The organism is Pantoea ananatis PA13 (genome assembly GCF_000233595.1).
Lineage (GTDB): Bacteria > Pseudomonadota > Gammaproteobacteria > Enterobacterales > Enterobacteriaceae > Pantoea > Pantoea ananatis.
The window spans coordinates 3,905,341-3,925,089 of sequence record NC_017554.1 but is presented as its reverse complement, the minus strand read 5'-3'; the positions used below and the strand labels follow the sequence as shown (position 1 = coordinate 3,925,089).

General features: G+C 52.3%; 15 protein-coding genes. 10 read left to right on the top strand and 5 right to left on the bottom strand.

Features of this window, described 5'->3' with window-relative positions:
* Window positions 1–116: 116 nt before the first annotated feature.
* The gene (locus tag PAGR_RS18525) at window positions 117–713 is read right to left on the bottom strand and encodes a hypothetical protein (RefSeq protein ID WP_014606662.1); all 597 of its coding nucleotides are present in this window, start codon (window positions 711–713) and stop codon (window positions 117–119) included.
* A gap of 9 nt (window positions 714–722) precedes the next feature.
* A complete protein-coding gene (ssp4, locus tag PAGR_RS18520; protein ID WP_014595257.1) occupies window positions 723–1,682 on the bottom strand; it encodes an Ssp4 family T6SS effector in 960 nt (319 codons plus the stop codon).
* Window positions 1,683–2,187: 505 nt separating this feature from the next.
* On the opposite strand from ssp4, the gene PAGR_RS18515 reads away from it, so the two are divergent.
* The 3 genes from PAGR_RS18515 (at window position 2,188) to PAGR_RS18505 (ending at window position 9,219) form a co-directional block, all read left to right on the top strand.
* Window positions 2,188–3,924, top strand: coding sequence for an ABC transporter permease (locus tag PAGR_RS18515; protein WP_014606661.1), 1,737 nt, complete (start codon window positions 2,188–2,190; stop codon window positions 3,922–3,924).
* Between the two features lie 10 nt (window positions 3,925–3,934).
* Window positions 3,935–5,272: an ABC transporter ATP-binding protein gene (locus PAGR_RS18510; RefSeq protein ID WP_014595259.1), complete on the top strand. Its 1,338-nt coding sequence runs from the start codon at window positions 3,935–3,937 to the stop codon at window positions 5,270–5,272.
* 458 nt (window positions 5,273–5,730) lie between these two features.
* A complete protein-coding gene (locus PAGR_RS18505) occupies window positions 5,731–9,219 on the top strand; it encodes a beta strand repeat-containing protein (RefSeq protein WP_014606660.1) in 3,489 nt (1,162 codons plus the stop codon).
* Window positions 9,220–9,442: 223 nt separating this feature from the next.
* Here PAGR_RS18505 and PAGR_RS18500 read toward each other — a convergent pair whose 3' ends face one another.
* Window positions 9,443–10,696, bottom strand: coding sequence for an enolase C-terminal domain-like protein (locus tag PAGR_RS18500; protein WP_013024487.1), 1,254 nt, complete (start codon window positions 10,694–10,696; stop codon window positions 9,443–9,445).
* Window positions 10,697–11,020: 324 nt separating this feature from the next.
* On the opposite strand from PAGR_RS18500, the gene PAGR_RS18495 reads away from it, so the two are divergent.
* From PAGR_RS18495 to PAGR_RS18480, 4 genes are all read left to right on the top strand, one after another.
* Window positions 11,021–11,788 (top strand): SDR family oxidoreductase, encoded by a 768-nt coding sequence (locus PAGR_RS18495; RefSeq protein ID WP_014595262.1) that lies wholly within the window; start codon window positions 11,021–11,023, stop codon window positions 11,786–11,788.
* A 41-nt stretch (window positions 11,789–11,829) separates the two neighbouring features.
* A complete protein-coding gene (gene idnD, locus PAGR_RS18490; protein ID WP_044042459.1) occupies window positions 11,830–12,861 on the top strand; it encodes an L-idonate 5-dehydrogenase in 1,032 nt (343 codons plus the stop codon).
* 142 nt (window positions 12,862–13,003) lie between these two features.
* On the top strand, window positions 13,004–14,401 hold the full coding sequence (locus tag PAGR_RS18485) for an MFS transporter (RefSeq protein WP_014595264.1): 1,398 nt from the start codon (window positions 13,004–13,006) through the stop codon (window positions 14,399–14,401).
* 99 nt (window positions 14,402–14,500) lie between these two features.
* A complete protein-coding gene (locus tag PAGR_RS18480; RefSeq protein ID WP_013024491.1) occupies window positions 14,501–15,211 on the top strand; it encodes a FadR/GntR family transcriptional regulator in 711 nt (236 codons plus the stop codon).
* Window positions 15,212–15,487: 276 nt separating this feature from the next.
* On the opposite strand, the gene PAGR_RS18475 is transcribed toward PAGR_RS18480, so the two are convergent.
* On the bottom strand, window positions 15,488–16,156 hold the full coding sequence (locus tag PAGR_RS18475) for a YecA/YgfB family protein (RefSeq protein ID WP_014606658.1): 669 nt from the start codon (window positions 16,154–16,156) through the stop codon (window positions 15,488–15,490).
* A 470-nt stretch (window positions 16,157–16,626) separates the two neighbouring features.
* On the opposite strand from PAGR_RS18475, the gene PAGR_RS18470 reads away from it, so the two are divergent.
* The 3 genes from PAGR_RS18470 to PAGR_RS18460 all read left to right on the top strand — a co-directional run bounded on the left by PAGR_RS18470 (window position 16,627) and on the right by PAGR_RS18460 (window position 19,261).
* Entirely contained in the window at window positions 16,627–17,769 is a 1,143-nt protein-coding gene (locus PAGR_RS18470; RefSeq protein WP_014606657.1) for a serine hydrolase domain-containing protein, read from the top strand.
* Between the two features lie 131 nt (window positions 17,770–17,900).
* Window positions 17,901–18,407, top strand: coding sequence for an RcnB family protein (locus tag PAGR_RS18465; RefSeq protein WP_014595268.1), 507 nt, complete (start codon window positions 17,901–17,903; stop codon window positions 18,405–18,407).
* Window positions 18,408–18,553: 146 nt separating this feature from the next.
* Window positions 18,554–19,261, top strand: a complete 708-nt coding sequence (locus PAGR_RS18460) for a GNAT family N-acetyltransferase (protein ID WP_024472367.1) — start codon at window positions 18,554–18,556, stop codon at window positions 19,259–19,261.
* A 22-nt stretch (window positions 19,262–19,283) separates the two neighbouring features.
* Here the strand turns inward: PAGR_RS18460 and PAGR_RS18455 are convergent, their stop codons facing one another.
* The gene (locus PAGR_RS18455; RefSeq protein WP_230957789.1) at window positions 19,284–19,718 is read right to left on the bottom strand and encodes a CCDC90 family protein; all 435 of its coding nucleotides are present in this window, start codon (window positions 19,716–19,718) and stop codon (window positions 19,284–19,286) included.
* Window positions 19,719–19,749: the final 31 nt, after the last annotated feature.

Below are 19,749 nucleotides of genomic sequence, written 5' to 3'. Positions count from 1 at the left end.
GGGAGGGGTATATGATGTTAAATTTTCTATTTATAAAGTTAATTTTTGAAAGAAAGTCCTTTTTCCTGTCAGGGCCCCATGCAAGGGGCCATATATTTAAATTAGGTAAATTTTCACTATCGGAAAGCGGTTGTTTTTCTTTGCAAGTCCAACTGTTTTCTCCAGGCTCGATTGTGAAGAATAAAAGCGCAGGACTTATAAAACATCTCGCTATTAAGACACTTAAGAGCGATCAAACTTAACCCGATGCTTAATAATGCGCCAGTAAAAGAAAGAGAGTAATTATTGTTGCCGCTTATTGATGAAATCATAGTGATAAGTAGAAAAAATAAAGCGGTAATCAATGCCAGAATTAATATGAAAATATAAGCCCTTAGCGCCAAATATATTCCGCGCGAAACCATCATCATTGTCGTAAACAATACGAGTACATAGATAAAGGCTGCGGCAATAATACCGATAAAAACGGCGTGTTGTTCCCATCCCATCAGGTCATAGATAAATAACCAGAATGAAAATTGAGGCAGGGAAAAACTGATCACAGTAAGCACCATACTAATGATTAATGGTGCGCCAAAGGTATGTAATCCAATTGGCATGCCCATTTTTTCTTTCATATCATCTTTAATGTTCTCTAGTTCATCAACACCACTAACCTCTATTTTTTTATTTGTTTTTTCGCTTAATTTGATTATTTTATTAATGTATTTCATTTTTATAACTTATGTAGAGGAAAGTGACTGAATAACGCCGATAACATACTTTCCCGATTGAACAATGTTTTGTGGATTTCTTAATGTGCCTGTCAACGCACTACCAGCAAACGCCGATGAATTAACCAGCGCTGACGTTAATTCGCGCTGCAGAGATTTTTGTATAGCCTCAGCAGGGTAACGTTTAGGGTAAACACCTGCTTTCATCGCTGCCTTAATACCCCCGTTTGAAATACCGGGATTTTGAGCGCGTATTATTTCTTCTGTAATTCTTTTTCTCTCAGCGCGACTTAACGTTTTAAGCCATTCGAAGGCCTTTGCAGAAGAGGATGCTTTCATTACCTTGTATGTTTCAATTGCGCTCTTCAGACCGGCTCCCGCTCCTGCAAGCGATATCACATCCAGCGCAGTCGTTGTTGCAACGTACCAGGATTGTGAATCAAGCCACGCGACATAATCTTCGTTGCCTTCATAGATAGCATACAACCGTGCAGTGCCGATAGCGCATTGCATACCTGTAGCCAATCCGCCTGCGATAATCATACCCGCGACAACACCCGATGCGCCTGCTGTCAATGGCACGGCTGCAGCAGAACCAAATGCAAGGAATCCCGTCACCACTAAAGCACCACATGAAAACATCGTCGATGTAATCTCGCTAGCCAATGACGGTTTGCTAAGCGTTTCCGTCAGCGCCTTTGCAGCAACCTGAGGATTTGTGGCATTAACCTTGGTAATGATTACATGGCTCACACTACTCTTGCTGGCTTGAGCGTGACGACGTGAAGGGCGAACCAGCCATTGTGCAAGACCATCAGAGTAAATAATGCCGACCTGACTGAAGTCCCGCGTGCAATCTAAACGATTTGCCAGAGCATTGAAATCAATGTCATCTGCGGACACCATCCCCATCCGTTGGCCAAGGCCGTAATCCGGAAGGTTATTTGAATACGATTCTGGTAAGGCCATTCGCTCACTCCTTGATCATGAAAGCCGGGTTGTCAACCCTAAAGGATAAAGCGTAGCGGAAGCTGATAAATTAAGAATAGTCTCAATAACCGATTAGTCCCGCAAATGCATTTACAGAAAAATCGAGTCAGCAATCTGCTTCTGTCTGGATAAGATGTACAAAAAATATTAATGGGGTTTATATTTTAAGTAACAGGTGCAGTCGTTCGTCGCGCAGGCAAAGACTGAGTGGGCCGTGATGAAACAACGGGGGTTATTGCCGTCTTAGTACGCTTCAGTTGCCAGAGTTTTGGGCGTGAGTCTCTGGTGCCATTTCCGCTATGGCAGGTTTGATGGTGTTAAGAAAATGGCTGCACCAGATGAGCCCGCCAAAATCGGGACCGGGCTTTCACAAAAAATTAATAAAAACCCGGTCATCAGGTGAGCATACGTTTAACAATCCTGCCTGATAATCCCTCACCTGAAATAATTCAGTCGCTCCCGTGATGAAAAGAAGAGAGGGTTCATGAACTTCCGATTCACCATGCTGGCGGCCAACAGACGGTTATTGCCTAACGTCTGGGATGCCGTGGCTTTTCCCTTGATCATTTGTCTGATTGCTATGGTCGCGGTCGGCTTTCATCAAACGTTGATGCCGATAGACAGTTTAAAAACCCAGGCTATCTCGCTCGATCCCACTAATCTGCCGGAATATGCCATGCGCACCACGCTGCGCATGCTGGTGGCAATGCTGGCTTCCCTGGTGTTCAGCCTGATTTACGGCACGCTGGCCGCCAAAAGCCGCCGTGCTGAAAAGGTGCTGGTGCCAATTCTGGATATCCTGCAGTCCGTGCCGGTGCTGGGATACATCTCCTTTACCGTCACCTTCTTTATTGCGCTTTTTCCGGGGCAGGTGCTGGGCGTAGAACTGGCGGCCATCTTTGCCCTGTTCACCAGCCAGGCGTGGAACATGACCTTTAGCTTCTATCAGTCGCTGCGCACCGTGCCAGCCGATTTGGTGGAAGTGTCGCGCGGATTTCATCTGACCGGATGGCAACGTTTCTGGAAGCTGGATGCGCCTTTTGCTGTGCCGGGGCTGGTATGGAACATGATGATGTCGATGTCAGGCGGCTGGTTCTTTATTGTCGCCTCTGAAGCGATCACGGTCGGCAATAACACCTTTACCTTGCCCGGTGTCGGTGGCTATCTGGCGCAGGCTATTCTGCATAAAGATATCCACGCGGTAGGCTGGGTGTTACTCACCATGGTGATTGTGATTCTGGCTTACGACCAGTTGCTGTTCAGACCGCTGGTCGCCTGGGCAGATAAGTTCCGCATGGAAAACACCCGCTCAGGAAATGCGCCAACCTCCTGGGTGCGCGATTTAATGCGTCGAACCCGTCTGATTCATCAGATCTTCACGCCGTTACGGCTGCTGCTGTCCGCGCTGGCGCGTATCTCATGGCGCTGGCCGACAGCGGCAACCGTGCGTTTCGAGAACAATACTCGCCGCGCTTCAAGGCTGGGTGACATTGTCTGGGGCGCGTTCGTCATTTTACTGACCCTGTATGTGGTGTACCGGGTCACTACTTACGTTCAGATCGGCGTGACGCTGGATGAGGTGAAACACGTTTTCACGCTGGGGCTGATTACCTTATTGCGCGTGACGGTGCTGATTCTGATTTCGTCGCTGATATGGGTGCCGTTAGGCGTAATGATTGGCCTGCGGCCTGCTCTGGCGGGCAAGATTCAGCCCGTGGCTCAGTTTCTGGCAGCCTTCCCGGCAAACCTGATGTTCCCGGTTTTCGTGATTATGATTGTGCATTTTCATCTTAATCCCGATATCTGGCTGTCACCGCTCATTGTGCTTGGCACCCAGTGGTACATTCTGTTTAACGTTGTGGCAGGGACTACTGCGTTTCCGAATGACTACAAAGAGGCTGCAGCGAACTTTCATATCCGTGGCTGGCAATGGTGGCGCCAGGTGATGTTGCCCGGCATTTTTCCTTATTACATTACGGGCGCGATTACCGCTTCCGGAGGCGCGTGGAACGCCAGCATCGTGTCTGAATTTGTGCAGTGGGGGAATACGCAGGTCACGGCGCACGGTTTAGGTGCCTACATCGCACAAACCACCGCCGCCGGGGATTTCCCCAAAATCATTCTTGGTATCGCGGTGATGTCGCTGTTTGTCACCCTGTTCAACCGTCTGTTGTGGCGACCGCTGTACGTGTACGCCGAATCAAAATTCCGTGCCAATTAAGGGACACCTGATGTTAAATAATCCACCCACACTGAACCCAGACGTGTCGAACAGGAAACCAGAAGGGCGCAAAGCGGTCCTGACGGTGAAAGACATTAAGCACGGTTATGATAAAACGCATGGTGAAGTACTGATTCTGGATGACGTTAATCTCACCCTGCAGGAAGGGGAAATTGTCGGTCTGCTGGGCCGCTCAGGCTCAGGGAAATCCACGTTGTTACGCATCATTTCTGGCCTGATCACGCCAGGTTCGGGCGCGGTTGAGTATCTGGGCAAGCCGCTTAATGGGCCGGCCAAAGGCGTGGCGATGGTGTTCCAGACCTTTGCGCTTTTTCCCTGGCTGACGGTACTGCAAAACGTGGAAGCTGGCCTGGAGGCGCTGGGCGTGGAAAAAGCGGAGCGCAGAAAACGCGCCCTGGCAGCCATCGACCTGATCGGCCTGGACGGTTTTGAAAACGCCTACCCACGCGAGTTGTCAGGCGGAATGCGTCAGCGTGTCGGTTTTGCTCGCGCGCTGGTGGTCGATCCCACTCTCTTATTAATGGATGAGCCTTTCTCTGCACTGGACGTATTAACCGCCGAAACGCTGCGTACGGATTTACTCGATTTGTGGAACGAAGGGCAGATGCCGATGAAGTCGGTGCTGATTGTCACTCACAATATCGAAGAAGCCGTGTTTATGTGCGACCGCATTCTGGTGCTGTCGTCGAATCCCGGACGCGTGGTGGCTGAAATCAAAGTGCCCTTTGGCCATCCCCGCAATCGCCTTGATCCCGCATTCCGTCGTCTGGTTGATGATGTGTACACGCAGATGACCGCCAGGCCAACCAGCGATAATGTGAAAAAGAGCCTCAGGCTGGGCACGCACCTGCCGCAGGTATCAACTAACCTGATGGCCGGCCTGATTGAAACCCTGGCGGCCGCGCCCTATCACGGTCGTGCAGACATGCCGGATGTTGCGCGTTCGCTGCATCTGGAGGTCGATGAGCTGTTCCCGATAGCCGAAGTGCTACAGTCACTGGGCTTTGCCGACGTCAGGGAAGGGGATATTTTCCTGACGCCACCTGCCCGGGTTTTTGCCGAATCGGATACCCAGCAGCGCAAAGTCATGTTTGCCGATCATCTGCTGCGCTATGTGCCGCTGGCCGCCTTGATTAAAACCGTGCTGGATGAACGTCCCGGTCATCGTGCGCCACGCATGCGTTTCGAGCAGGAGCTGGAAGACTCACTGGCTGACAGCGCCGCCAAAGAGACGCTGGACAGCGTGATCAACTGGGGCCGCTATGCAGAGATCTTCTCTTATAACGATCAGACCGAATATTTTAGTCTGGAAGACGTTGAGTTTTAATTCTGCTCGCTCAGCAAAACGTTGCGCTATCCCTTACACCATCCCGTTACTCTGCACGGGATGGTGCCTGAAAGATTCTCAAGGCAATAATCCTTTCTGAAAGATAAATAAACGCGGTTTACACTGTTCTTATTCCTCAGAGGTAAATGGTTTATTGTGGTATTTGATAACTATAATTCATTGCCTGCACATTGAAAGCCAGTTGTTTAACTGGCTTGTTCGTGTTTTTTTCTCTTATTATTTTGGGGTGAATTGATTATTGGTGAATATTTAATTCTGTTTTATTTATTAATTTTATGGTTTCTGAAAATTAAGTGGCGGTAATTTATTATTTATTAATATTTCGTGATCTCATTAATGTTTGTGAGTTGGGCGATGGTTAAACAATTAGGATTAGGTTCTTTTAGAACCAGAGGAGTAAGACTGTTTTCATGCCCTAATGAAATGAAGGTTTAGACATGAAAGAAGACAAGGTTTTAATATTACGTACCTGTGCTAATAATATGGCCGATCACGGCGGAATCATCTGGCCGTTAAGCGGTATCGTAGAGTGTAAATACTGGAAGCCGGTTAAAGGCTTTGAGAACGGACTAACGGGGCTAATCTGGGGAAAAGGATCGGATTCACCGCTGAGCCTGCACGCTGATGCCAGGTGGGTTGTCGCTGAAGTGGATGCCGATGAGTGTATCGCTATTGAAACTCATGGCTGGATTAAATTTCCCCGTGCTGAGGTTCTTCACGTTGGAACGAAAACCAGTGCGATGCAATTTATCCTGCACCATCGGGCTGATTACGTTGCCTGTACGGAAATGCAGGCCGGGCCTGGAGCGCCTGATGTCATTTCAGAGGTAAAGGCAGGCAATCGATCGCTCCCTGTAACAGATGATATTGATGCGACCATCGAATCAGGCAGTACGCAGCCGACACAAACGATTGAAATCGCAACCTATGGCAGTACGCTCAGCGGCACGCATCAGAGTCAGCTGATTGCCGGATATGGCAGTACTGAGACGGCGGGTGATAGCAGCACATTAATTGCCGGTTATGGTAGCACCGGTACAGCGGGATCAGACAGCACATTAGTCGCGGGCTACGGCAGTACCCAAACCGCAGGTGAAGAGAGCAGCCAGATGGCGGGTTACGGCAGCACGCAGACCGGCATGAAAGGCAGCGATCTCACCGCCGGTTACGGCAGTACCGGCACGGCGGGTGACGACAGCTCCCTGATCGCCGGTTACGGCAGTACCCAGACGGCGGGCGAAGACAGCTCGCTGACAGCCGGTTACGGCAGCACGCAGACCGCGCAGAAGGGCAGCGATCTTACCGCGGGTTATGGCAGTACCGGCACGGCGGGTGCCGACAGTTCACTAATCGCGGGCTACGGCAGCACCCAGACGGCCGGGGAAGAAAGCACTCAGACAGCCGGTTACGGCAGCACCCAGACCGCGCAGAAGGGCAGCGACCTTACGGCCGGTTACGGCAGTACCGGTACGGCGGGTGACGACAGCTCTCTGATCGCCGGTTACGGCAGTACCCAGACGGCGGGCGAAGACAGCTCGCTGACAGCCGGTTACGGCAGTACCCAGACCGCGCAGAAGGGCAGCGATCTTACGGCCGGTTATGGTAGTACCTCTACGGCAGGCTATGAAAGTTCATTGATCGCGGGCTATGGCAGTACCCAGACAGCGGGTTACGGTAGCACGCTGACAGCGGGTTACGGCAGTACGCAGACCGCGCAGAACGAAAGCGATCTCATCACCGGCTATGGCAGTACGTCTACAGCCGGGGCAAATAGTTCACTGATCGCAGGCTATGGCAGCACGCAGACAGCCAGCTACAACAGTGTGCTAACGGCGGGCTACGGCAGTACCCAGACGGCGAGAGAAGGCAGTGACCTCACTGCCGGGTACGGCAGCACCGGCACGGCAGGCTCGGACAGCTCAATCATTGCAGGTTACGGCAGCACCCAGACCGCCAGTTATCACAGTAGCCTGACGGCGGGCTACGGCAGTACGCAGACGGCGCGCGAACAGAGTGTGCTGACAACCGGCTACGGCAGCACCTCAACCGCCGGCGCCGACAGTTCCCTGATTGCAGGCTATGGCAGCACGCAGACCGCCGGTTACAACAGTATTCTGACGGCCGGTTACGGCAGCACCCAGACGGCGCAGGAGGGCAGCGATCTCACCGCAGGTTATGGCAGTACCTCAACCGCCGGTGCCGACAGCTCCCTGATTGCGGGCTACGGCAGCACCCAGACCGCCAGCTATCACAGTAGCCTGACGGCGGGTTACGGCAGTACGCAGACGGCGCGCGAACAGAGTGTGCTGACGACCGGCTACGGCAGCACCTCAACCGCCGGTGCCGACAGCTCCCTGATTGCAGGCTACGGCAGCACGCAGACAGCGGGTTACAACAGCATCCTGACGGCCGGTTACGGCAGCACCCAGACGGCGCAGGAGCGCAGCGATCTCACCGCAGGTTATGGCAGCACCTCAACCGCCGGTGCCGACAGCTCTCTGATTGCAGGCTACGGCAGCACGCAGACCGCCGGTTATCACAGTATTCTGACGGCCGGTTACGGCAGCACCCAGACGGCGCAGGAGCGCAGCGATCTGACCACGGGCTACGGCAGTACCTCGACGGCAGGCCCCGACAGTTCCCTGATCGCGGGCTACGGCAGCACGCAGACCGCCGGTTACAACAGTATTCTGACGGCCGGTTACGGCAGCACCCAGACGGCGCAGGAGAATAGCGATCTGACCACGGGCTACGGCAGTACCTCGACGGCGGGTTACGACAGCTCGTTAATCGCGGGCTACGGCAGCACGCAGACAGCGGGTTACAACAGCATCCTGACGGCCGGTTACGGCAGCACCCAGACGGCGCAGGAGAATAGCGATCTGACGACCGGCTACGGCAGTACTTCTACGGCAGGTTATGAGAGTTCACTGATCGCAGGCTACGGCAGCACCCAGACCGCCAGTTTTAAAAGTACGTTGATGGCTGGTTACGGGAGCTCGCAGACTGCCAGAGAACAGAGTTCGTTGACTGCCGGATACGGAAGTACCTCAATGGCCGGTTATGACAGCTCATTGATTGCCGGTTACGGTAGTACCCAGACGGCGGGTTATCAAAGTACGCTGACAGCCGGTTACGGCAGCACGCAAACGGCCGAGCACAGTAGTACGCTAACGGCAGGTTACGGCAGTACCGCAACGGCGGGCGCCGACAGCTCCCTGATCGCAGGCTACGGCAGTTCGCTGACCAGCGGTATTCGCAGCTTCCTGACGGCGGGTTATGGTAGTACGTTGATCAGCGGACTTCGCAGCGTACTCACCGCCGGTTACGGAAGCAGCCTGATTTCGGGCAGACGCAGTAGTCTGACGGCGGGATATGGCAGTAATCAGATCGCCAGCCACCGAAGCTCGTTGATTGCTGGCCCGGAAAGCACCCAAATCACCGGCAACCGCAGCATGCTGATTGCGGGAAAGGGCAGCTCACAAACGGCGGGTTATCGCAGCACATTGATCTCCGGGGCAGACAGCGTGCAAATGGCCGGAGAGCGCGGCAAGCTGATTGCCGGAGCGGACAGCACCCAAACCGCCGGGGATCGCAGCAAGCTTCTGGCAGGCAACAACAGCTACCTTACTGCTGGCGATCGCAGCAAACTCACGGCAGGCAATGACTGCATCCTCATGGCGGGAGACCGAAGCAAGCTGACGGCGGGCATCAACAGCATTCTCACCGCCGGATGCCGTAGCAAGCTGATAGGAAGCAATGGTTCAACCCTGACCGCCGGGGAAAACTCAGTTCTGATTTTTCGCTGCTGGGATGGAAAGCGCTACACTAATGTGGTCGCTAAAACCGGAAAGGGGGGAATAGAAGCGGATATGCCTTACCAGATGGATGAGGACAATAATATCGTGAATAAACCCGAAGAATAATCGCCATAACAGAGGGAATGTTCGCGAGGGGACGGGAGGTTTAAACAGCGCGCAGACCAGGCTTAAAAAAGCAGAGAAGCGTGTTCTTGTTGGTTATTTATCTGTCCCTGAACACAGTAAAGCCGACCTGAACGGCCTGTTGTGGTCCAGGCCGGCCAGGCCAACAATGCCAGGGAAAAGCAAAAAGGCCCATTGCTGAGCCTCTGCAAAAAGACCTGATGACTCAGGGACGCCAGACTGTGCCATCCGGAGTCCTGGCCATCGTCCAGGTCGGATTGCCGCCCTCGCAGGGGAATTTCGCCGCCAGCGCTTCGTTGATATCAATCCCTAACCCCGGCTTGTCATTGACGTAAGCATAGCCCTGATCCACTTCAGGACAGCCCGGGAAGACTTCACGTAGCGCATCATTCATTGGCGTGTATTCCTGAATGCCGAAATTAGGCGAGCTCAGATCCAGATGCATGTTTGCGCAAACCCCAATCGGGGAGATATCCCCAGGGCTGTGCCAGGCGGTGCGAACACCGTTTAATTCACTGTAGATGGCGATTTTTTTCGCCGGTGTGATACCGCCAATCGAGCTGATATGACAGCGGATATAATCAATCAGCTTATTGTCGATCAACGGCTTCCACTCATTCACGTTAACGAACAGCTCGCCCATTGCGATCGGCGTGGAAGACTGCTGGCGCAACATTTTCAGCCACTCCGTATTCTCGGGAGCAACTGGATCTTCAAGGAAGAAAAGCTGATAAGGCTCCAGCGCTTTAGCCATATGAATGGCATTAATCGGCGTAATACGTTCATGGGCATCATGGAGTAGCTCCACGCTGAAACCCAGTTTATTGCGCAGATGATCAAACAGACGCGGAATGCTTTTCGCATAGGCTTCCGGATCAAAATAGATCCCCGGGGCTTTGGTGCGAGGCGAGCGCTTGGGTTGAATATTTTTCGCTTTCACCATGCGATTGGCAATCAGTCGCAGGTCATCAGTACCGGCACCGCCGTACATGCCCATCTGGCAGCGAATATACTGGTAGCCTTCTTCCATTTTGGCGCGAGCGCTGTCTTCCACTTCAACTTCATCGGCGCCATCGGTGTGCACATAGAGCGCAATACCGTCGCGACATTTCCCACCCAGCAGTTCATAAACCGGCAGGCCAGCCTGTTTACCTTTGATATCCCATAGCGCCATATCAATGCCGGAAAGGGCATTATTCATTACCGGACCATTGCGCCAGTAGCCACTCACTGCGGCGGACTGCCAGATATCTTCTATTCTGGCGGGATCTTTGCCAATCAGAAACGGGGCAAGGTACTCATCAATGGCACTTTGTACGGCGTAAATGCGCTGGGTAAAGGTGGCGCAACCCAAACCGTACAGTCCGGGCTCATTAGTTTCAATTTTAACCACCACCAGATCGATGCCGCCCGGCGCAGTCAAAATTGTTTTTACATTGGTGATGAACAGATTGCTCACACTAGCTCCTTATTATTCAGAACATTAACCGCACCGTACTCATCGCTGCTACGCAGGGTTTAATGGTATGTTGTCATACAACATTGCCTTTCTATCATAAATTTATCCGGCTTGAACTCTGCACTGCTATTTTTGTGACGGCGATCTAATGAAACGTCTCAGGCTAAATGTATTGTTTTTATGTCTATTAAATACAATGACTTGATGGATTTTTCTGTTAAGCATTTGTGATATGTGCCTCATAAATACGCTTTGTGTATTGATTTAATCTGCCGGCAAATTCACCTTAATAAGATAGTTGTCATACATATTTGAAGGTGGATTATGACTGCAATGTTCGATCTGACCGGTAAAACGGCTTTGATAACGGGGTCCTCCCGCGGCCTGGGGTTTGCCTACGCCGAAGCATTAGCCGCTGCCGGGGCAGAGGTTATTTTGAACGGCACGCGTGAAGCGGTGCTGAACGAGGCCGTTGAACAGCTTAAAAATAAAGGCTATCGCGTCTCCGGCCGGGTGTTTGATGTGACCTGTGAAAGCGCGATAGAGCAGGTGTTCGCCAGTCTGGATGAGCAGGGCATCGCAGTCGATATCGTAATAAATAATGCCGGGATCCAGTACCGCAAACCCATGCTGGAGCTGGAACTGGAAAACTGGCAAAAGGTGATTGATACCAACCTCACCAGCGCCTTTCTGGTTTCGCGCGCGGCAGCCAAACGCATGATTGCCCGCGATCGGGGCGGCAAAATCATCAATGTCGGTTCGTTGACCAGCCAGGCGGCCAGGCCAACCGTTGCACCTTATACCGCTGCCAAGGGCGGCATTAAGATGCTGACCTGCTCAATGGCGGCCGAATGGGCGCAGTTTAATATCCAGACCAATGCGATTGGGCCGGGATATATCCTGACGGACATGAACAGTGCGCTGGTGGACGATGCCCGGTTCGACAGTTGGGTGAAAAGCAGTAACCCTTCGCAGCGCTGGGGACGGCCAGAAGAAGTGGCCGGTACGGCCGTTTTTCTTTCATCGCCTGCCTCAGATTATATCAATGGTCAGATTATCTACGTGGATGGCGGCTGGCTGGCCGTGCTGTAAGCGTTATTGACCCGGAAGAGGAAAAACATGTGCACAGCATAATGACGCATGCCTGCGTGGCAAAGGGTAAAAAAGAGATCGCGGTTGAGCAGCGCGAACTGAAGTATTCGGATGATGATGTCGTTGTTCAAGTGGAGTGCGGCGGCATCTGCGGCTCGGATATTCATTATTACCATGAAGGACGTGCCGGATTATCCGTGATTAAGCAACCACTGGTGATAGGTCACGAATTTGTGGGGCGGATTTTCCAGGCGCCGGCAGCATCAGGGTTAGAACCGGGACAAAAAGTCGCGATTAATCCATCACAGCCATGTGGTCAGTGTGAGTATTGTCGGGCAGGTAAACAGAATGCCTGCGCCACCATGCGCTTTATGGGGAGCGCCCAGTTCACTCCGCACGTGAATGGTGGATTTGCACAATATGTCGTGGTGCCTGCGAAGCAGTGCGTGGCTTATGATGAGCAGGTTCCGGCCAGCGTCATGGCCGTTGCTGAGCCTACCGCCGTCGTGATCCATGCGCTCAACGTGGCAGGCAGCATCGTCGGGAAAAGGGTGCTGGTGATGGGTGCGGGCCCCATCGGCGCCTTAGCGATTGCCGCCGCAAGCGCTTCCGGCGCGGCAGAGATCGTGGCGTTCGATCCGAGCGAGCGCTGCCGCCGCATCGCGTTAGAAATGGGGGCTGACTCGGCAGTGGATGCGAGCGATCGTGCCGCCGTTGCCCGCTACGGTGAAAATCGGGGATATTTCGACGTTACGCTGGAAGCCAGCGGAGCCGAAGCAGCGATTGAATCCAGTATTCTGGTTACGCGGCCTGGCGGCGTTGTGGTTCAAATTGGGATGGGAAAAAGTCCGCTTAATTTCCCGGTAGCGCAGATGCTGGTAAAAGAAATTAGCTGGAAAGGCTCCTTCCGTTTTATCGATGAATTTGATGTGGCGGTGAAATGGCTGGAAAAAGGCATTATCGATCCGCGTCCGATTCTTTCCGGCAATTATGCCTATCACGATATTGAGGCGGCATTAAAGGCGGCCAGTGATAAAACACAACATTCAAAAGTATTAGTTCAGTTTTCATAAAATATCTCAGAACCTGTAGTTATTACTCTGGCTTAAAACATCGGTGATTGTCGCGGGTGAAGAAATCCTCACGCTCCGCGTAAGCGGCACTCGCCTGTCATTTAGTCGCCTGTTAACGCATCGTCGACCTCAGGGTGAAAACATGAGTCATTTAAATACCAACACCACAGAACGTAATACCTCTGATCTGGTCCGGGCATCCGTATCAGGATGGCTGGGTACAACGTTAGAATTTATGGATTTCCAGCTCTATTCTCTTGGTGCGGCGTTAGTTTTTCATGAAGTCTTTTTTCCCGAACAGTCGGGTGCGATGGCGCTGATTCTGGCAATGGGAACCTACGGTGCAGGTTATATCGCGCGAATCGTCGGCGCCGTTTTTTTTGGGAAAATGGGCGACCGTGTTGGCCGAAAAAAAGTCCTGTTTATCACTATCGCCTTAATGGGCGTTTGTACCACCTTAATTGGCGTATTACCCACTTACCAGCAGGTGGGTATTTTAGCGCCCTTGCTGCTGGTGGCGCTGCGTATTATTCAGGGATTAGGCGCCGGTGCAGAAATATCGGGTGCCAGCACTATGCTGGCTGAATATGCGCCCAAAGGGAAAAAGGGCATTATTGCCTCGCTGGTTGCCATGGGCACCAACTGCGGCACGTTAAGTGCAACCGCCATCTGGGCGGCTATGTTCTTTTTCTTCACCAATGACGAAGTCATTGCCTGGGCATGGCGTATTCCTTTCCTGGCCAGTTTCGTCGTGATGGGATTTGCTATCTGGCTGCGCTTCAACCTGAAAGAAAGTCCGGTGTTTGAAAACGTTGCCGAATCTGCCACCGTCAAGCCCCACGATCAGCCGGCACAGTCTGTTTTTCAGTTAATCAAAGGCAAAGCCTTCTGGATTGCTACCGGGCTGCGATTTGGTCAGGCGGGTAACTCGGGCATCATCCAGACCTTTCTGGCGGGTTATATGGTTCAGACGCTGTTGTTCAATAAGGCGGTTCCCACCGATGCCATCATGGTGAGCTCGGTAATAGGATTTATGACAATTCCACTTATCGGCTGGCTCTCAGACCGGATAGGGCGCCGTATTCCTTACCGCATTCTGACGCTGGGCTCGATTATTCTGGCTTATCCGATGATTTCACTCATCGTCGATAACGCGCAGGCGGTGAGTACCATCATGGTTTGCCTGATCGTCATTCACAATATCGCAGTGTTGGGCCAGGCGGCGATTGAAGGGATCACCATGGCAGAGATGTTTGGTTCCAGAAACCGTTTCGCGCAAATGGCCATCTCTAAGGAGATCGGTGGGCTGTTTGCCACTGGCTTAGGGCCGCTCCTGGCCGGTATTTTCTGCCAGCTCACGGGCACCTGGTATCCGATTGCGATCATGCTGATCGGCTATTCCTGTATCGGCCTGCTGGCTTCACTGATAATGCCAGAGGTGGTGGATCGGGATCTTACCGCAGAGGCCGATGCCTCGGGCGGCGTGCCGGATGGTTGTCATCCTGTTGCCCCCTCGATCCGGGCAGGAAGCGGCGAGTAAGGCAAGGTTGAACCCTGTCTGTCACTGCGTTAGCGCAGGACTTTGCTGGAAAGGATAAGATAGAATGGCGTCATGTAGGACATCATATGAGAAGGTGTTGTGAGCATAAAATCCATTCAGAAACAGAACGTCGTTAACGAAGTGTTCGAGCAAATTAAGGCGAAGCTACTGGACGGTAGCTGGTCCGCAGGCACGCGTTTACCTTCTGAAGCGGAGCTGACGCACTCTTTTAATGTCAGCAGGGTCAGTATACGCAGCGCGGTGCAGCGCCTGCGCGATCTGGGTATCGTGATTACCCGTCAGGGCAGCGGCAGTTACGTGTGTGAAGACTTTTCGCCACAGATGCTTAATCACAATGCCAGACCGTTAATGCATCTGAGCCGGGAAGCCTTTAACGACATGATGGTTTTTCGCCAGACCGTCGAGTTTAAATGTGTTGAGCTGGCAGTGGAACATGCCACTGAAGAGGATATTGGCCTGCTGGAGCAGGCGCTCAATAACATGCTTATTAATAAAGGCGATTATAAGAAATATTCGGAAGCGGATTACGAATTTCATCTGGCGATTATCCGTGCCTCTCATAACAGCGTGTTTTACAACGTGATGAAGTCAATCAAAGATATTTATTACTATTATCTTGAAGAACTGAATCGCTCACTGGGCATTACGCTTGAAAGTGTTGAGGCGCACATCAAAGTCTTTATGGCGATTAAAAACCGCGATGCGTCCTCGGCGGTACAGGTGCTGAATGAGGCGATGAAACATAACGTGGTCGCCATCGATATGATTAAAAAAGAAGAGGGGGAATAGGCTGTTTCGCGCTGCGGGAACGCGAAAAAAGCCACCCCCTTCTGCAGGCTGAGGAAAACAGGATTCACCGTGACAGGCTTCTTATTGCCATTGCCCTGCTGGTCCGTTTTATCGCCAGTAACGCGCTGGTCTGGGTCATGAGCACGTAGCGATCCAGCATTCTGTCAGAAATGAGGGCGAAGCGGCAGGTTAGCCATAAGGCTCTTCCGACGTGAGTGGTGAAGTTAACGGTGGCAGAATAAACAAGGGAGCCAGTGGACCGGGCTCCCTCTTCAATCAATGCAGGCAGCACTGCTTGTATTTTCTTCCGCTGCCGCAGGGGCAGGGATCGTTGCGGCCCGGCTGTTTTTCCGCAGTGACCGGCTGCTGCACCTGAGGAATCGCTTCGGGCTGTGAGATCCAGTAATCATGAAGCGCCAGGGCGGCAGGGCGGATAGCATCAATGCTGCTTTCCATTTCTTCAGGCGTGAGCGCATCAACCTTTTCCAGATTCTCTTCTGTGCCGTGCAGGGCGATGGCGTCCAGTGAGTCCTGGAGTTCAGCAGGGAGTGCAGACCAGTCGGTTAAGGCCACGCCGCGCATATAGCCGTAGCACCACTCTTCAACGACGGTAAATTCCAGACCTTCCATTTCGCGCACGCCAAACAGGGGTTCAAACTGTTCTGGAAACTCAGACAGGCGGTCAGCAATGTCATTCATGTGCTGGAAACTGAGTTCCATAAAGCGCGTCATTTCGCGCTCATTACTCCATTTGGGAATATGCTTTTCGCCGCCCCAGAGCGCGACCAGCCAGCGGCTTGGCTCTACCGTCGTCGGACCTGAAAGCACGGCAGTAAGCAGGCCATCCAGTTCTGAAACATCAAGAATCGACGCTTCACTACCGTATTTTTCCAGCATATCTTCGAGCCATTGCAGCTCTTTTTCGCTTAACGGGCCTTCTTTCATGGGATATCTCCGGACGTATCTGGTGCAGCAGAAAATTTACTGCGTGTAAAAACGCGCAGTGTACACGCTTATTGCGCTGATGGCAGTGTCGTCGGGTTACCCTGAACGGCAGCGGACTCAGCAGAGGCATTACCAGGCCTGTTATGTTACTCTTCGCGGCCTGCAATGCGTTTTTCTGCACGATCGTGGCTATCGGGCGCCAACCTGCTTCGTTTCCCTTACGTATGTCCTGCCAGGGGTGACATCCTTCAGTAGGAAACGATGACCAGAAGCATAAAGATTTGGCTAATCTGTGTCGATATAAGCACAGCGGAATAATCCCCCAGCATGATGCTGATATGAACGTTCGTCAGTGCCTGATAACAACAATAAAATGGGCGCGAGGACGTGACCAGAAAAGAGTATACCCCCAGAGGTTACACCGCCTGTTGAGCGAATGCGGGCACCTGTTTAGACGCAGTGCAGTTCTGATGATAAGCGCGCTGTTATTGGCTGCCTGCGGCACGCTGTCGCAGACCTCTGCGCCAGCAGGCGACAAGCTTTATCTGACGCACAGCGATTTTCATGACAACCTGGACGATCTGGTGCGCCATTATATGCAGCGTAAACAGGTGTCCGGCATCAGTATTGCAATTATCCATCATCTTAATCCCACCTTGTTTTACAGCGCGGGTGTCACCGATGACGTACATCGCTATCCGATTACGCCTGAAACCTTATTTGCGCTCGGCTCACTGAGTAAAGGCGTAACCGCAGAGGTGATTATTGAGTTGGTTAACGAAGGCCAACTGCACTGGAGTGACACGCTGGCCGATTTGTTGCCCTCTGACGTCAGATTGAGCCAGGATGCACGTCAAATCACGCTATTACAGTTAGTGACCCATACCTCGGGTTTGCCGCGTCAGGATATGGATTTGCCGATGTTTATGCAGTTTATGGGCTATCTGCGCAGCGGTCAGAACTTTTATGGCAACCTGGATAGTGATGACGTTCTGGAATACCTGGCGGATTTTTCTGCGCCGCGTCAGCGGGGAGCGCAATACTCTAACCTTGGCTATGCGCTGCTGGGCTATATTTTGCGTGAACGCTGCCATAGTGATATTGAAACGCTTGCCCACCAACGGATTTTCCGACCGCTGGGAATGAACAACACCAGCTTTGTGCCTGAGCGTTTAAGCGGTTTTTCCACACGGGCGTTAGGGCATGCTGGCGATCAGCCAAAGCTTATCCCGCGCGGTGATCTCACCCCGGACTGGCGTTTCCAGCGTAATATGGTCGCGGCGGGCAGTCTTTACAGCAACGCACGGGATCTGAGCGTCTATCTGCGTGCACATCTCACTGCGGGCAGCGATCCGGCGCGTAATCGTGCCTTTGCTGAGATCAATAAAGGCGTGTATCAGCAGGGCGCACAGACGCAGAATATCGCCTGGGTTACAGACAGGCTGGCAGGAAGGAACATTACCTATCAGGTCGGCTATATTGGTGGTTATTCGGCTTTTATCGGTTTTGACAAGCAGGCAGGCAATGCCATCGTGGTACTGCAAAACGCGTTTACCTGGAGCAACTATCTTGGTATCACATTGTTGCTTAACCTGGCAGAGAAAGACAGGTAAGGTGTAGGTTGGGTCCAGAATGAGTCGTGATTCCTTACACTTACCTTTATGAGTGACGGAACCGCAGCCCTGTTTAGATTGTCTTCAGAGTAGTCTACTGTTATTAAAATCAATTCAATGTGGAAATTATTATGCGCAGGACTCAAATTGCTTTTATTTCAGCTGGTTTACTGTTCGGCTCGCTGAGCCTGATCCCCGCCGCTCAGGCTGCGGGTGAAACCACCGACAATGTGCCACCGCCGCCGCAGATTCAACCGGCTAATCCAACCGCTCAACCTGGCGATAACAACGCGCAGCCCGGTGCTGCAGCACCTGCCCAGCCGCAGGCGCCGATGAGTTCTGACTCTAACGACGGTATTACCCCAACAACGCCTTCGCAGTCAGCAGGCAATCCAGGCAAGCCAAATTACGATCTCAGCACTATTATCATTGATTATAAAGAGCATAAAATCGGTGATACCGTGCCTGATAAGTACCGCAGCAAGACTTACACCATCACCGAGTGGCAGAAACGTAATTTGCCTGCGCCTCAGCCAGATACCCACTGGGCTTATATCAATGCCAATTACATTCTGATTACTAACGACACCGGTAAGATCGTTATGGGTAAATCCGGCGATATCTTCTTCCGCGGATAGTCCTGCGGCGCTTTGTTAGTTATCTCTTCTTTCAACGGCCGCGTTAAGCGGCCGTTTTCTATTTCTGTCTTTTTTATCAGTGATGACTTCTCAACGTGTTTGCAACATGGCAACGTGTTTTTATTCACTGCAATGGAGAAGGCATGATGTCGCAACACGTCAATCAGTATGGTCAACCTGTAGGGCAATCCATGCCCGACTGGCAGCCACGTCCCTTACCTCAGCGTGAGGTGCTTCAAGGTCAGGTTTGCCGTCTGGAGCCCTTTAGCGTGGCTTCGCATGCTGAAGCACTCTGGCAGGCCTGGTCGCTGGCAGAAGATGGCCGTGACTGGACCTATCTTTCTGATGGGCCGTTTAATGATGAAGCCGCCTGGCTCACCCATGCTGCTACGATGGAGGCGAGTCAGGATCCGTTGCATTTCAGCGTCATTGATGTTGAAACCGGTAAGGCCGTCGGAACGCTATCGCTGATGCGTGTTGATGCGCAAAATGGGGTGATGGAAGTGGGATATGTCACCTTTTCCCGATTGCTAAAGCAAACAAGAATGGCGACCGAAGCGCATTTTCTTCTGATGCGTTATGCCTTTGAGCAACTGGGCTACCGGCGTTATGAATGGAAATGTGACAGCTGTAATCTGCCTTCGCGTCGGGCCGCGCTTCGGCTGGGATTTCGCTTTGAAGGTGAATTTCGTCAGGCCCGCGTTTATAAAGGCCGCACGCGCGATACAAGCTGGTTCTCAATCATCGACAGTGAATGGCCAGCTGTTAAAAATGGGCTGGAACGCTGGCTGGCAGAGGCTAACTTTACAGCCGACGGGCGACAGCGTGAAAAGCTGGAAACTCTGCGAGGTTAAGGCCTGAAGCGCGGGTAACGGCTCAGGCAAGCACATATTTAATGGTCGCCATAAGCAACGTGGTGGTCATGATCATCAGCAGACGCTGTACCCAACGCATATCGTTTTTTAAACTCCCGACGTCGGTCTTGAGTACGCTGACATCCGTTTTGAGCTCGGCGACGTCGGTCTTGAGTACGCTGACATCGGTCTTGAGCACGGCAACGTCCGTTTTGAGTACGCTGACGTCTGCCTTGAGTTCATCCACATCGGTTCTGAGGCACGACTCCGTTTTCTTCAGTTGCGTGCTTAGCGAAAAGATATGCTGATTCTGACGCTGAAAAGCCTGCATGACATCAGCACGGGACAGCGCATTGTCCTGCTTTAATGCCGAAAAAATATCCACCATCGCTTCTGCCTGGCGATCGTTGATGCCTGCGCGCTGTAAACGTTTAAACGCTTTGTGTGTATTCATCATGGTGAGTGTCATTCAAGAGCCTTCCCGATTC